The sequence below is a fragment of the Labrenzia sp. C1B70 genome, assembly GCF_000475395.1.
Classification (GTDB): domain Bacteria; phylum Pseudomonadota; class Alphaproteobacteria; order Rhizobiales; family Stappiaceae; genus Roseibium; species Roseibium algicola.
This window is the reverse complement of record NZ_AXCE01000056.1, coordinates 57545-71155: the sequence shown is the minus strand read 5'-3', so window position 1 is coordinate 71155 and position 13611 is coordinate 57545. Positions and strand designations below refer to the sequence as shown.

General features: G+C 60.0%; 14 protein-coding genes. 2 read left to right on the top strand and 12 right to left on the bottom strand.

Features of this window, described 5'->3' with window-relative positions; translation table 11 throughout:
* Nucleotides 1-57 precede the first annotated feature (57 nt).
* The 7 genes from Q666_RS59565 to Q666_RS59535 form a co-directional block, all read right to left on the bottom strand.
* On the bottom strand, nt 58-1488 hold the full coding sequence (locus tag Q666_RS59565; RefSeq protein WP_023000142.1) for an aldehyde dehydrogenase family protein: 1431 nt from the start codon (nt 1486-1488) through the stop codon (nt 58-60).
* A gap of 19 nt (nt 1489-1507) precedes the next feature.
* Entirely contained in the window at nt 1508-2440 is a 933-nt protein-coding gene (locus Q666_RS59560) for a proline racemase family protein (protein ID WP_023000141.1), read from the bottom strand.
* Complete coding sequence (locus Q666_RS59555; protein WP_031269009.1) at nt 2431-3390, bottom strand: dihydrodipicolinate synthase family protein; 960 nt, start codon at nt 3388-3390, stop codon at nt 2431-2433. The genes Q666_RS59560 and Q666_RS59555 overlap by 10 nt, the downstream gene beginning before the upstream one ends.
* Nucleotides 3391-3482: 92 nt before the next feature.
* Nucleotides 3483-4205: an amino acid ABC transporter ATP-binding protein gene (locus Q666_RS59550; RefSeq protein WP_023000139.1), complete on the bottom strand. Its 723-nt coding sequence runs from the start codon at nt 4203-4205 to the stop codon at nt 3483-3485.
* Nucleotides 4202-4864, bottom strand: a complete 663-nt coding sequence (locus tag Q666_RS59545; protein ID WP_023000138.1) for an amino acid ABC transporter permease — start codon at nt 4862-4864, stop codon at nt 4202-4204. The genes Q666_RS59550 and Q666_RS59545 overlap by 4 nt, the downstream gene beginning before the upstream one ends.
* Nucleotides 4865-4874: 10 nt before the next feature.
* Nucleotides 4875-5537 (bottom strand): amino acid ABC transporter permease, encoded by a 663-nt coding sequence (locus Q666_RS59540; protein WP_023000137.1) that lies wholly within the window; start codon nt 5535-5537, stop codon nt 4875-4877.
* A 326-nt stretch (nt 5538-5863) separates the two neighbouring features.
* Nucleotides 5864-6664 carry a transporter substrate-binding domain-containing protein gene (locus Q666_RS59535; protein WP_023000136.1) on the bottom strand — a complete coding sequence of 267 codons (801 nt, stop codon included), beginning with the start codon at nt 6662-6664 and terminating at the stop codon, nt 5864-5866.
* Between the two features lie 394 nt (nt 6665-7058).
* Between Q666_RS59535 and Q666_RS59530 the strand changes: the two genes are divergently transcribed.
* On the top strand, nt 7059-7718 hold the full coding sequence (locus Q666_RS59530) for a GntR family transcriptional regulator (RefSeq protein ID WP_023000135.1): 660 nt from the start codon (nt 7059-7061) through the stop codon (nt 7716-7718).
* A gap of 17 nt (nt 7719-7735) precedes the next feature.
* On the opposite strand, the gene Q666_RS59525 is transcribed toward Q666_RS59530, so the two are convergent.
* The 4 genes from Q666_RS59525 to Q666_RS59510 all read right to left on the bottom strand — a co-directional run bounded on the left by Q666_RS59525 (nt 7736) and on the right by Q666_RS59510 (nt 11245).
* The gene (locus Q666_RS59525) at nt 7736-8062 is read right to left on the bottom strand and encodes a hypothetical protein (RefSeq protein WP_023000134.1); all 327 of its coding nucleotides are present in this window, start codon (nt 8060-8062) and stop codon (nt 7736-7738) included.
* Nucleotides 8063-8094: 32 nt separating this feature from the next.
* Nucleotides 8095-8775 (bottom strand): L,D-transpeptidase, encoded by a 681-nt coding sequence (locus Q666_RS59520; protein ID WP_023000133.1) that lies wholly within the window; start codon nt 8773-8775, stop codon nt 8095-8097.
* Nucleotides 8772-9719 (bottom strand): glycine betaine ABC transporter substrate-binding protein, encoded by a 948-nt coding sequence (locus Q666_RS59515; protein WP_286133765.1) that lies wholly within the window; start codon nt 9717-9719, stop codon nt 8772-8774. Before Q666_RS59515 ends, Q666_RS59520 begins: the two co-directional genes overlap by 4 nt.
* Before the next feature lie 161 nt (nt 9720-9880).
* Nucleotides 9881-11245: an MBL fold metallo-hydrolase gene (locus Q666_RS59510; protein WP_023000131.1), complete on the bottom strand. Its 1365-nt coding sequence runs from the start codon at nt 11243-11245 to the stop codon at nt 9881-9883.
* Between the two features lie 390 nt (nt 11246-11635).
* Between Q666_RS59510 and Q666_RS59505 the strand changes: the two genes are divergently transcribed.
* On the top strand, nt 11636-12778 hold the full coding sequence (locus tag Q666_RS59505; protein ID WP_081713373.1) for a patatin-like phospholipase family protein: 1143 nt from the start codon (nt 11636-11638) through the stop codon (nt 12776-12778).
* A gap of 18 nt (nt 12779-12796) precedes the next feature.
* On the opposite strand, the gene Q666_RS59500 is transcribed toward Q666_RS59505, so the two are convergent.
* On the bottom strand, nt 12797-13453 hold the full coding sequence (locus Q666_RS59500; RefSeq protein WP_023000129.1) for a TetR/AcrR family transcriptional regulator: 657 nt from the start codon (nt 13451-13453) through the stop codon (nt 12797-12799).
* Nucleotides 13454-13611: the final 158 nt, after the last annotated feature.

Here is a 13611-nt window from a genome sequence, read left to right as displayed (position 1 = left end):
GGCCTGCGAGGCAGGGCGAAGTGCCCCGCAGGCAGTTTGCTGCCCGTTGGCCACACTTTAGGGGAGCGTGTAGGCAGTCTTGACCGAAGTGTAGAATTCAGCCGCGTAACGGCCTTGCTCGCGCGAGCCGAAGCTGGACCCTTTGGTGCCGCCAAAAGGCACGTGATAATCGACACCTGCCGTCGGCAGATTGACCATCACCATGCCGGCCTCGGCATTGGCCTTGAAGTGACTGGCATGTTTCAGCGACGTGGTACAGATACCAGCGCTCAACCCGAATTCCGTATCGTTGGCGACAGCCAGCGCTTCCTCGTAATCCTTCACGCGAATAACGGATGCGACCGGGCCGAAGACCTCTTCGGTGTTGATCCGCATGGCGTTGTCGGTTTCGCTGACCAGCGCCGGTGCCATGTAGAAACCTTCCGTGTCGCGGTTGAGCCGTTCCCCACCCTGCACCTTGCCGCCTTGCTTTGCCGCGATATCGACATAGGAAAGGTTCTGCTGCAGTTGCCGCTCATCGACCACCGGCCCCATCTGCACGCCATCTTCCAGGGCGTTGCCAACCTTCAGCGCCTGCATGCGCTCGGCAAGGGCTTCGACGAACCGGTCGTGAATGCCCTCGGTCACGACCAGCCGCGAGCTTGCAGTGCAGCGCTGACCGGTCGAGAAGAAGGCACCGTTGAGCGAAGCTTCGACGGCGATGGCAAGGTCGGCATCGTCCAGAACCACCATCGGGTTCTTGCCGCCCATTTCCAGCTGTACCTTCTTCAGGTGCTGACCACAGGCCGCAGCGATCCCCCGCCCCGTCGGCACCGAGCCGGTAAAGGAAATCGCCTTCACCTTTGCACTTTCCACCAGGCGCGGACCGATCTGCGAGCCACGTCCCATCACGAGGTTGACCACACCTTCCGGCAAGCCGGACCGGGACAGGATCTCGATGAGCGCATGCGCGCAACCCGGCACCAGTTCAGCCGGTTTCAAGATGACTGCGTTGCCGTAGCAAAGTGCCGGAGCGATCTTCCAGGCAGGGATTGCAATCGGGAAGTTCCAAGGTGTGATCAGCCCGACAACCCCGATCGGAAACCGGGTGACGTCAACTTCGATACCGGGCCTGACGGATGCCAGTCTGTCGCCAGCGAGGCGCAATGCTTCGCCGGCAAAGAATTTGAAAATCTGCCCGGCGCGCGCCACCTCGCCAATACCTTCCGGCAATGTCTTGCCTTCCTCACGCGACAGCAGACGGCCTAATTCGGCCTTGCGAGCCAGAAGTTCTGTCCCGACAAAATCCAGCACATCAAAACGCTGCTGCGGTGTCGACGCCGCCCAGCCGGGTGCCGCCTGATGCGCTGCATCGATGGCCTGGTCCAGCTGATCGACACCGGCCTTCGCCGCGTAGCCGAGGATATCGCTGATATCGGACGGGTTGACGTTGGGCGTGCTGTCGGTTGTTTCGAGCCACTGCCCGCCGACAAAATTCCTGTAATCCATGACTTGGCTTATCCGGGGCTTAAAGGCGTATCCCTGCGCGGTAGGGGTCCGCCGGATTGAAAATCAGGTTGGCATCGGACGTGACGAAGGCTTGTCCGGTGATGGTCGGAATAACGCCGCCGCCCGGGCCGGGCTGGTAGCTGATCTTGTAGGTGCTGCCGATGACGCTTTCCTGCAGATAGTCCTCACCCGGTGCCAGCGCACCATCGGCGGCAAGGCAGGCCAGCTTGGCCGAACAGCCTGTTCCGCAGGGCGAGCGGTCATAGGCACCACCCGGGCAAAGCACGAAGTTGCGGCTTTGCGCGGACGGGTCTTCGGCCGGGCCGAACAGCTCGATATGGTCGATCCAGGCACCGTCCTTACCGGTAACACCGGCCTTTTCCAGCGCATCGCGGATCTTCAGCGTGAGGTCGGTCAGCGGGCGGATATTGGCACCCGTCAGGGCAACCGGGCTGTTCTTGACCAGGAAGAACCAGTTGCCGCCCCAGGCGACATCACCGGTGACCGGACCAATGCCTTCGACCTCGACCGTGACATCCTTCGCCAGCCGGTAGCTCTCGATGTTGACCACCGACACCGTGTTGGCGTCGATCAGATCGATCTCGACCACGCCCACCGGCGTTTCAAACTTGTGCCGCCCCGGCCCGATCCGGCCGAGGTGCGCCAGGGTGACACCAAGGCCGATGGTGGCGTGGCCGCACATGCCAAGGTTCTGCAGGTTGTTGAAGTAGATCACCCCGGCAACACAATCCGGATTGGACGGCGGCACCAGCAGCGCACCGATAATGGCATCGTGACCGCGCGGTTCCAGAACGACGGAAGCGCAGAAATCGAGATGCTCGGCTTCCAGTCGGGCGGCGCGTTCCGCCAGTGTCCCCGATCCGAGATCGGGGCCACCATCAAGCACGACGCGGGTCGGTTCACCCGCGGTATGGCTGTCGATTACGCGCATTCGGCGATCACGCCACCTTGCGTGCTCCAGTCGGCGTACCAGGTCTTGAACAGCTTGTACTGCGCTTCGACATAGTTGCGCTGCGCATCGTTGAGGGCATCGGTCTCGTTGAAGTGCAGCGTGTATTCGGTGTCGCCGTTCAACACCATCAGGTGCTTGTAGTAGAGCACCAGGTCCGGGCCTTCATCGAAACTGGACAGAACAGCCAGCGCCTCTTCCAGTTCCTTTGCCCGCAGGCGCGCTTCCGCATGACCTTCTGCGGCCTTCTTGCAAAGCGCCACCAGATGCAGGACTTCCTTGGGAATGGCATTGCCAATGCCGGTGATCGCGCCGGTCGCACCACAGTTGATGAAGCCGTGATAGACAGCGGTGTCAACACCGACCATCAGCGTTACCTGGTCGTCCTGCGAAGTGATGTTTTCAGCCGCATAGCGTAGGTCCGCAAGGCCGCCGAATTCCTTGAAGCCGATCAGGTTCGGGAATTCCCGGCGCAGGTCGAAGAACAGGTCGGCGCGGGTGGCGAAACCGTAGTAGGGGCTGTTGTAGATCACCGCCGGCAGGTTCGGAGCCGCTTTCAGGATATCGCTGAAATGGTTGCGCTGCGCCGACACGGAGATGCCGCGAGACAGAACGCGCGGGATGACCATGAGACCATGCGCGCCAACCTTTGCCGCATGAGCGGCATGGGCAACGGCGGATTTGGTGTTGACCGCACCGGTTCCAACGACCACCGGTACACCCGCCTTCACCAGACGCTCGACGCCTTCCATGCGCTGCTCGTCCGTCAGGAGAGGCCAGTCGCCCATGGAGCCGCAATAGACGACGGCGGACATGCCGGCTTCGATCAGTTCCTTGCCCTTCTTCACGAGGGCATCGAAATCGGGCGAACGGTCGGCCTTGCACGGGGTCATCAGGGCAGGCATGCAGCCGGAAAAGATATTGGACGTCATCATTCACTCCTGGATGGGTCAGGCCTGTCGGTTGGCTCCCACGTGCGAAGCACGGGCCTTGAGGCCTGACGGTAAGGTCTAGTTGCGCCGGGTCAGCGCACGTTAGCAAGAAATTTTCGGGTGTTCTCGGATTCAGGCTGACCGAAGATCTGGGCCGGCGGGCCGATCTCCTCCATTACGCCCTTGTGGAAGAAGGCGACCCGGTCGGAGACGTCCCGGGCAAAGCCCATTTCGTGGGTAACGCAGATCATCGTCATGCCTTCCTCGGCCAGCAGGCGCATCGTGTCCAGCACTTCGCCGACCAGCTCCGGATCGAGAGCGGATGTCGCCTCGTCGAAGAGCATGTAGGTTGGCTCCATGGCCAGTGCCCGCGCAATCGCGAGACGCTGCTGCTGCCCGCCCGACAGATTGTTCGGATACACCTTCAGCTTGTCCGCAAGGCCGACATGGCGAAGCTGCTTTTCCGCAATCGCCTCGGCTTCCGCTTTCGATTTGCCTTTCACGATCCTCGGCGCCAGCGCAACATTTTCCAACGCGGTCAGATGCGGAAAGCTGTTCCATTGCTGGAACACCATGCCGAGCTTCTGGCGCAGCTTGTTGATGTCCGTCGCCTTGGCGTGAACGTCGGTGCCGTCGACCACCACCGATCCCTTCTGGATCGGCTCCAAACCGTTGATGCAATAAAGCAGTGTCGACTTGCCCGACCCGGACGCGCCGATGACGGAAAGCACTTCGCCCTTTTCGACATCAAGGTCGATACCCTTGAGCACCTGAAGAGCGCCGAAATATTTCTCAAGGCCGCGTATCTCGATCATTGGGCCCACCTTTTTTCCAGTTTTGCGGCATAGCGCGAGATCGGGAAGGACAGCGCGAAGTAGAACGCGCCGGCGAGGGAGAGGATCAGGAAGGGTTCCTGTGTCCGCGTGATCAGGATCTGGCTGGCCTTGAGCAGCTCGACATAGCCGAGCACGGACACCAGCGCGGAATCCTTCATGACGCCGAGCGCAACACCGACCCAGGCCGGAAAGACGGCCCGCCCGCCGATGGGCAACACCACGTAGCGCATGTCCTGCCAGTAGCTGAGCCCCAGCGAACGCGCCGCCCGGCGCATCGGCTTGCCGACAGCCTCGATGCCGCCGCGGGCAACGTTGGCTACCAGAGAAGCGGTGTAGGCGGTCAGGATCACCACGCCCGACGCAAACGGATCGAAATCCAGACCGACGATGGGCGCAAAATTGTAGAACAGCACAAGCTGGATAATCAGCGGCACGGAGCGGAACACATCCAGCACCGGCCCCAGCAGCAACGTCGCCGCCAGCCGGCCCTCGTAGAGCATCCAGCCGAACAGACCGCCGAGCACGGTCCCGATGGTAATCGAAACAGCCGAGATCCAGAGGGTCCGGAGTGCAGCTTCACCGAGGAACCAGAAATCGTGAATGTTGAAGCCTGAAAAGAAGCTGATGGATTCTTTCATGTCAGCCCTCTCAGTACCGGAACAGGCGCATGGCAAGGAGCCGGGACGCCGCCAGGATGAATTTGACGATCACGTAGTAGATGACGGCCGTGACTGCGAAATATTCGAAGATGCGGAAGGTGCGGCTGGCGAAGAACTGGGTCTCGCCTGACAATTCGCGGAACCCAACCAGCATGCCAAGTGAAGACATCAACACCGCCCAGACCATCTGGTTGGTGACCGGGTGATAGACGATGCGAAAAACCTGCGGGATGACGATGCGGGTATAGGCCTGCCAGGAGGTCATTCCCAACGACCGTGCCGCCCGCAGCTGCGTCTCGGGCACAGCCTGAAAGCCGCCGCGAAAATTCTCCGCCAGATAGCCGGCACAGTTGAAACTGAGCCCGGCAAGTACGATGAAAAACGGCGACAGGTGAATGCCGAAGGCGCCGAGCCCGAAGCCGAAGAAGAACAGCTGGAACAGCGCAGGCGTATTGCGCGCCAGTTCCACCCACGTTGTCGCAAGCCAGTAGAGTGGCCCCTTCAGCTTCAGCCGGATCAGCGCCAGCGCAAGACCGACCACGATGCCGATCACCATCGACAGGGTCGCGACTTCAAGCGTCAGCAACCCGGCCTCCAGCAGATCGGGCAGGCTTTTCAGCACCGGCCGCCAATGGAAATTATAGTCGAACATTTGTTACGAATTGCTCCGGCTATCCCGCCTTATCGGGGCAAGGCATACGCATTCGTGAGATCCCGTCAGACAAGAGCACTGCCAAGGTTGGTATTCCGGGTGTCACCCCGGACAAGCGCAGCGCAGATCCGGGGCCTACTCTTGGTGAAACTTGCTGAAGCCGAGGATCTCTTCGCCGAGGATCAGCACACGCTTCAAACTTTCCGGGGGTGAGTTAGCCCCGGGTCTCCCTTCGGTCGCCCGGGGTGGCACTGTATTTGTCGCAAGTTGCAGGTGACCCCGGCTCTCATCCGAGGAGGATAGGATCACCCGTCACGGCATCACCCTCAGTACATCACGCCCGGGATACGCAGTTCCGGAGCTTCGCCACCGACATATTTGCCCCACAGCTCGGCATAGCGGCCGGAGCGGACCTGGTGGGTAACGAAGAGGTTGAGGAAGTTCAGCCAGGTCACGTCTTCGCGCTTGGCGACAACGGAAGTGTAGTCCGTGGTCCAAGGCATGCGCGGGCCGGGCTCCAGCGTTTCATACTGGTCGGTAACCGGCTTGACGGCGGTGTTGGTGGTCAGGCCGATATCGGCCTTGCCCTGGGCAACAGCAAGAAACACTTCGTTTTCGGACTGATAGCCCTGGTAGAGATGCTCTTCGCCCCATTCGGCCGCAATCTTGAGCCATTCCTGCTCCGGCACGGTGCCGATGGCAGCAGCGACACGCTTGCCGCGGATATCTTCAAATGCGCTGATCCCGCTTTCCGTGTTGACGACGCCCTGCGCGTAATAGATCGCGTAGGGAATGGTGAAACCGACGGTACGGGCACGGGCGAGACTGTCGGAAGTTGCGCCGAACACCACATCCGCGCGGCCGGTCACGATAACCGGCAGGCGCTCGGCCCAGGTTACCGGATAGATGATCGGCTCGACTTCAAGCGCTGCGGCGAGGTCATTGCAATATTCCACGTCGAAACCGGCCGGCTCGTTGTTCTCGTCCCGATAGCCGATCGGCGGAAAGTCCAGCACGACGCCACATTTCAGCTGACCGCGATCGACAACATCGTCCAGCGTGTCGGCTTTGACCGGCAGCGCGGCGGCGAATGAAATTGCTGCGGCAGCCACGAATTTCCTGATCATGAGTTCCCCTCTTCCTTCTGAAGCATTCTGGCCCCGGTGCTTGCACGCTCCGGGTCTTTTCTTGCCCGGCCGGCGGGTTTCCCGCTCGATCCGGACCAGGTCTTTGCCCGACAGCCTCCCGAGCTGTCGGGGTATTCCGGCTCAGCCGCCGGACGGCAGATGCGCCTCCCGTCGGTCTTCGCTCATCGTGCGCCGGGCCTTCCAGCCTTCGGTGCACCGCACCCGGACCTCGCAGCACCAGCTGTTCCGTCAACTGCTGCCTGCTGCGTTCCCTTGGGCCCGAGATTGATAAACCAGATTGGATCCAATATTCAATATAAAATATTCGAAATCATTTTCGCTTCACCAATCAAGGGCGATCCCGTAAAAGGTGGCTTCAGGGAGAATTGGTCCTATGAAACTGAAAACGATGGATATTTCCGCGACTGCTTCGGCATCGTCGATTGTGTTCGACGCGCTGCGGAAAGCCATTATCGAGGGCCAGCTTGAAGAAGGCGAACCTCTCCGCCAGGACGAAATCGCCCGCCTGTTCAACACCAGCCGCATTCCGGTGCGCGAAGCGATCTCCCGCCTGGAGGAACAGGGCCTCGTCAAGACGCAGCGCTACAAGGGGGCCGTCGTCGCCGGTCTGTCACCCAGGGAAACGGCGGAAATCTTTGACCTGCGTGCGCTGGTCGAACCGGAAATCATTCGCAATGCCGTTCCGCTGATGTCGAAGGAGCTGCTGGCAGACGCAAGGCAAAAATGCGCGGCGTTCTCCTCGGCCACCGATCCGATGGCCTATGGTGACCTCAACCGCGATTTTCACGAAACGCTCTACAGCGCCAGCGATCTGAAGTTCTTTCAGGAGATTGCCGACAACGCCATCGACCGGGTGGAACGGCAGATCCGGGCCCAGCTGGTCATGTCCAACGGCATGGAACGGGCAGGACGCGAACATTTCGCCATCCTGGAAGCCTGCGAAAAAGGCGACGCGGACCTCGCCTCCAACCTCACCCGGGAACACATCCACGGGGCCAAGGCTTCACTCTTGAAGCATCTGCCGGAGGCCTGAAGCCGCCCGGCTCTTCCTTAAACGCGATTGATCGACTGAACGGTGCCGGCTTCGTCAATGACGCAAACGGCCTGCCCGCCATCGAAGGTCAGGTTGACCTGATAGGCGTTTTCGCCTGAAGGCATGGAGCTGACGGGCAGAACATTGCCGCCGGTAACCTGCAGCTCTTCGGCGGCCTTGGAGGCACAAAGCAGTTGCAGGTCGGTTGGTGCGGTTTCGCCTGACGAACGCACGGCACCGGCGGTCGGTGTCTGGTTGGAGCTGGTGTTGCAGCCTGCGACGACGGAAAGACAAAGCCCGGCAGCCAGCCCCGCAGCAACCCTGTTCGTTACCCTGATGTTCATTTCAAGTTTCTCCCACCCTTCACCGACAGGTCTCAGACGCCCTTGTAAAGGGCAGCCCCCTGCATCAGCACAATCACCTTCGCGCCAACTTCCACGCGGCTGTAAAGATCCGCGACATCCTCGTTGTTCAGGCGAATACAGCCCGATGAGATATTGAGACCGATCGTCCAGGGCTGGTTGGTGCCATGGATGCGGTAGATGGAATCCTTGTTGCCGATATAAAGATACATCGCACGGGCGCCGAGCGGATTGTCGGGCCCGCCAGGCATGCCGCCCGCCCACTGGGCGGATTCAGGATCACGGGCAATCATTTCCGGTGGGGGTGTCCAGGTCGGCCATTCCTGCATGCGGCCGATCTTGACGATGCCGGCCCAGCCGAAGCCGTCGCGGCCCACGCCAATACCGTATCGGATCGCCTGAAAGTTGGGCTGAACCAGGTAAAGGAAGTGCCTGTCTCCATCGATGATGATGGTACCGGGCTTTTCAGCCGTGCGGAACGGAACCACCTGCCGCCGGAATTCTTCAGGCGACTGGCCATGCCGGTTATAGAACTTCGCCGCCGCGCGCGGGGTGTAGTCCACCCATTTGCGTGTCGTCGGATCGTAGATCTGCGTCTGGAAGGATTGCGCCAGCGCCACGCCGGCAAAGGCCAGCACCGCAATGGCCGGCACCCAGTTCAAGACAGTGCGAAATGCGCTCGGCAGCCTGATCATTTGGTCCACTCCCCGATCCTGTCCGCATTCGCGGCAATCCAGTCCCTTGCAACATCTTCTGCCGGTTTGCCCTCGACAACGACGGCATAGCTCATCCCGGTCACATCGGCCGGTGTCAGTTCCATGGCTGACAGGAACGAGGCCACTTCGGGCATGCCGCTTTCAAGGGAAGTCGCAAATGCAATCTTGAAGCTGGACGCGTCCCAGGCGGTGTCGGCGTGTGACTTTTCCAGCCAGTCGTTGTCCTGGGCGCGGGTGACGATTGTCCAGCGTGCCGGGTCGTACGCTGGCTCTTCCAGCTTCACGATGTCATGAAGTTCAAAAACATGGTGCGGTCCGTAGCAATAGAAGACCACGGGCTTGCCGAAGGATACGGCCGCATCAACGGCGGCCATGGCGACATCTTCCGGCATTTCCAGCAGCGTCATTGTCTGGTCGTAGCCATAGGAATGCGCCCTGATCTTTTCGATCTCCGTTGACGACCAGCTCGGGGCGCCAATCCAGATCTCGCCCTTGCCATCGCCGTCACTGTCGAATTGCGCGGCCATCTCAGGCTTCACGAGGTCGGCAACCGCCTTGATGCCGGTTTGTTCAACCGTTGCGCGTGTCGCGCAGATATTCTGCGTCGCAGCGACGCTCTTTGGGCTGAGCGACAGGATATGCTTTTCCTCGCTCAACCGCCCTGCCATTGCAGACAGGTTGGGGAACCAGACTTCCGGATGTACCTGGACCTCGCCCCGGCCGATATCGGAGAGAATCGTCAAGGTGCCTCGGTCACGCAGTTCCGTCTCTACACCGAGGCGGTCTTTGAGAATATCATCGATGATGTAGGCGGTGACCTGAGCCGAGGGCCAGGCGGGCACGCCGATCACAACGGCATCGGCCTTGGCAGACGTGACGGCGGCGACCGCCATGATCGAGGACATGAGAACAGAACGCCACACAGCCAGTACTCCCTACACACCTTGGCCCCTACCTTAAACACTGCGACAATTCTGACGCAACGGCAAATAGCAGAAACAATTATTTCCAGTGCCTTGCAGGTTTCGATACCGGCATTCATTTCTGCTGTACGGAAGCTGGGAGAAGGAGCGCTTGGCGATCGTTATTCCAGTTCAACGTCTTCCCGGTAGTCCGGCAACCAGCACGGCCAATCCAGCTCGCTCTCGATCCTGTAGCGCAGGGCGTCGGCGGCATCCGGTTCGCCATGCGTGATGTAGGTCATCTTTGGCGGCCGCTCGAAGTTTCCCAGCCATCGCATGATTTCGTCCGCATCCGCATGCGCTGACAGCATGTGCAGGTTGCCGACCTCAGCCCGGATCGGCACGTCGGAGCCATGGATCCGGACACTTGCCGCACCGGACGTGATCGCCGCGCCTCTCGTCCCCCCCGCCTGAAAGCCCGCGAACAGGATCATGTTGCGATGGTCGGGCGCATAGTGTTTCAGGTGATGCAGCACCCGGCCGCCGGTCGCCATGCCGCTGGCCGAAACGATGACCTTGGGCATGCGATTGCGATCGAGATCCTTGGATTCTTCCACATCGGCCACATAATGCGCCGCCCCGTTGGACCAGTCGCATTCTTCCGCTGTCAACCGGTGGTCGTCCGGGTGTTTGCCATAGATGTTGGAGGCGCTGACGGCCATGGGACTGTCGAGAAAGATCGGCAGGTCGGGAATTCGGCCTTCTTCCTTCAGGCTCTGTATATGGAACAGCAGTGATTGCGCCCGGCCGACCGCAAAGGAGGGGATGACAACGGTGCCACCGCGCCGTGCGGTCTTGGTAATGGCTTCGGCCAGGATGTCCTCGGCATCAAGGTTTTCGTGCCGGCGGTTGCCATAGGTGGATTCGACCAGCAGGTAATCTGCCTCGCGGATCGGCGACGGATCGAACATCGTTGCATCACCGTAGCGCCCGAGGTCTCCGGAAAAGACGATCCTTGTGCCACCCCAGGTCAGCTCCACAATCGCCGCCCCCAGGATATGCCCGGCCTTGCGGAAGGTAACGCTGAAAGCGCCCAGCATTTCATGCACGTCATCGAAGTCCACTGGCCGGAACCGGTCCAGCGACACTTCCGCATCCTTTTTCGTGTAGAGCGGCAGGGCCGGACGGTGCTTCGAGAACCCGTGACGATTTGCGAATTCCGCGTCCTTTTCCTGCAAGAACCCACTGTCCGGCAGGAGGATCGCGCACAGATCCCGCGTCGCCCTTGTGCAGACAACCGGCCCCTTGAAGCCGTTGCGAACCAGGAGGGGCAGATAGCCGGAGTGATCCAGATGGGCGTGTGTCAGGATGACCGCGTCGATTGTTTTCGGATCGACAGGCAAAGGTGCCCAGTTCTTGAGCCGCAATTGCTTGTAACCCTGGAACAGGCCACAATCGACCAGCACACGCGTGCCGTCTTTCTCCAGCAGATATTTCGAACCTGTAACAGTGCCGACGCCTCCGAGAAAAGTCAGTTTCACGCTCATTGCGCTGCATCCTCCCGATCGTCTGCACAAAGTTTCAGCCAAAACGACATCACCTGCCCGCGCATTCCGGGAAGGTATCTGAATTCAGACATGGAATCAGGAACTTGCGCAAGTCTCCCTTTTGTCGCGCAGACTTCGAAACATTGCATCGCAGCAGTATTTTTCCCGCGGAAGGCTGCCGTTTCTCAGCGTAAAAGCCTGTCGCAACGCGTGCACGCATTGAAAGATGCTGCATCGCAGCATATCTTAGTCTTCCGATGCACCGGCAGGCCGTAAAATGGTTTACCGCCGAAATCCGCTCACCAGCGGCCGGGCACGAAACTCAAGCAAAAAATATCACGAGGAAACGTTTCGGGGCTGGACACTACTTCGTGGAAAGGAACCCGGACCTTGAAACATACTGTTTCACATAGCGCCAAAGGAGCGCGCAGGACACGTGTGAACCTGGCGCTCCAGGGTGGCGGTGCCCATGGCGCCTTCACCTGGGGCGTATTGGACCGTCTCCTGGAGGAAGAGACACTCGAGATCAACGCCCTTTCGGGCACATCCGCTGGCGCGATGAATGCGGCGGCTCTGCTGACCGGCCTAATGAAAGGCGGGCGCGAAGAAGCGCGAACGTCGCTGGAGGGCTTCTGGAAAACGGTTTCCAAACGAAGCCGGTTTACCCCCTTCAACATGACGACATCGAGAGCTGTGCTCGGTGGATTGGGAATAGATTTCGAAAGCCTGCCGTTTCTTTTCGGCGCGGGAATGAACTTCCTGTCGCCCTACGATCTCAACCCGGCAGGCTTCAACCCTTTACGGGAAATCATAGACGAAACGATCGACATCGACGCCATTGCCCGCTCGGCCATACCGCTGCATGTGACCGCGACCCATGTCGGTTCGGGTGAAGCCCGCATCTTTTCCAACGGCGCCGTCAGCACCGATGTGCTTCTGGCATCCGCCTGTCTCCCGTCTCTCTTTCACGCGGTCGAAATCGACGGCGAGCACTACTGGGACGGCGGCTATACCGGCAACCCCAGCCTGATGCCTCTGGTTCTGGAGCCGGGTGATGCGGATCTGCTGCTGGTCCAGACGAGCCCCACCGAACGAGCTGCCCTGCCGCAGGATGCCCAGCAGATCGCCGCGCGCGAAAAGGAGATCTCCTTCAATGCGCCTTTGATCAAGGAACTGCGGTTGCTGGCGGAATTGCAACATCAAGCTGGCGCTGGCACACAGTCGCCCCGGCAAGGTTTCCTGCCGAGCCTGACAGGCCTCAACGCCAATCGTGCCGCCAGCCCGGTTTCCAATCCGGTCGCCAACCTGCGGATCCACCGGATTGCAGGTGCCGGCATGAATGGCCGCAGCGGTCAATCCAAACTCAACTCCACCTGGCCGTTCCTGGAGGAACTGCGCGAGGAAGGCCGCACTGCTGCCGATGAGTTTCTTGAAAAGAACCGTGCAGAACTTGGTCAGCGGTCGACGCTGGATCTCGGCCACTGGCTGCAAAGAGCCGATCCCGCCCCTCTTCGCAAGGCCAAGGCATCCTGATGCATCCCTCCTGAACGGTCAGCGTGGCAGCAGGCCGTTCAGGATAAGCTGGATCGTGTGATTGAGGTAGGTGCGAATATCCGAAAGGCCCGTGATCATGTCGGGTGTCTTCGGGCGGAACAGCCGAGCCGCAATGAGGACATCCAGAAGATACTTTGCCGTGTCGCGCGAAGACTGGACCACGATCCGGCCTTTTGTGACCTCGTCCTCCACCCAGGCAGTCACCACATCATGCAGTTCGCTGCCGCAGTGTTTCCTCAAAAGCATGCCCAGCTCTTCGTTCGCGACCGCCTCCACATAGAACAGACGCATTTCGGCAGCCTGCTGATTGTGTTTTTCATCGCTCTGGTCAACCTTGAAGACCGCCCTCAGGGCTTCTTCAAGGGTTTCGGCCTTTCGGCCCGCCGGAACATCAAGAAGATTGGCACGGTGGCGTATCGCGAGTTCCGCGAAGAGCTCGATTTTCGACGGAAACAACTCGTAAAGCGTCCGCTTGGAAATCCCGGCATTCTTGGCGACCAGTGCCATGGTCGTGCCGTTGTAGGAATGCTTCTGGAACGTGCCGAAGGCGACCTCGACAACGCGCGCCTTCAGCGTCGCCTCGTCATGAACCTTCTGCCGTCCGCGTTGCCGCTGCTCGTTACAGTCATCAAGTCCGCCTGGACAGGAACCCATTTGCACAATTTTTGTTCTTGAAGAGCTCATTTTGTCTCCTCCCCGTTACGAACTGATACCGAAATTCGATTGACGAGGGAACCTTGAAGCGAATAATGGTACCCGAGAGTTTTCTAATACTCCACAGCATTCGCTTCCAAAGAGGTTCCTCCCGGAAA

Coding starts and splice junctions, on each gene's coding strand:
- Q666_RS59565 (WP_023000142.1), bottom strand. CDS start 1,488: ATGGATTACAGGAATTTTGTCGGCGGGCAGTGGCTCGAAACAACCGAC.
- Q666_RS59560 (WP_023000141.1), bottom strand. CDS start 2,440: ATGCGCGTAATCGACAGCCATACCGCGGGTGAACCGACCCGCGTCGTG.
- Q666_RS59555 (WP_031269009.1), bottom strand. CDS start 3,390: ATGACGTCCAATATCTTTTCCGGCTGCATGCCTGCCCTGATGACCCCG.
- Q666_RS59550 (WP_023000139.1), bottom strand. CDS start 4,205: ATGATCGAGATACGCGGCCTTGAGAAATATTTCGGCGCTCTTCAGGTG.
- Q666_RS59545 (WP_023000138.1), bottom strand. CDS start 4,864: ATGAAAGAATCCATCAGCTTCTTTTCAGGCTTCAACATTCACGATTTC.
- Q666_RS59540 (WP_023000137.1), bottom strand. CDS start 5,537: ATGTTCGACTATAATTTCCATTGGCGGCCGGTGCTGAAAAGCCTGCCC.
- Q666_RS59535 (WP_023000136.1), bottom strand. CDS start 6,664: ATGATCAGGAAATTCGTGGCTGCCGCAGCAATTTCATTCGCCGCCGCG.
- Q666_RS59530 (WP_023000135.1), top strand. CDS start 7,059: ATGAAACTGAAAACGATGGATATTTCCGCGACTGCTTCGGCATCGTCG.
- Q666_RS59525 (WP_023000134.1), bottom strand. CDS start 8,062: ATGAACATCAGGGTAACGAACAGGGTTGCTGCGGGGCTGGCTGCCGGG.
- Q666_RS59520 (WP_023000133.1), bottom strand. CDS start 8,775: ATGATCAGGCTGCCGAGCGCATTTCGCACTGTCTTGAACTGGGTGCCG.
- Q666_RS59510 (WP_023000131.1), bottom strand. CDS start 11,245: ATGAGCGTGAAACTGACTTTTCTCGGAGGCGTCGGCACTGTTACAGGT.
- Q666_RS59500 (WP_023000129.1), bottom strand. CDS start 13,453: ATGGGTTCCTGTCCAGGCGGACTTGATGACTGTAACGAGCAGCGGCAA.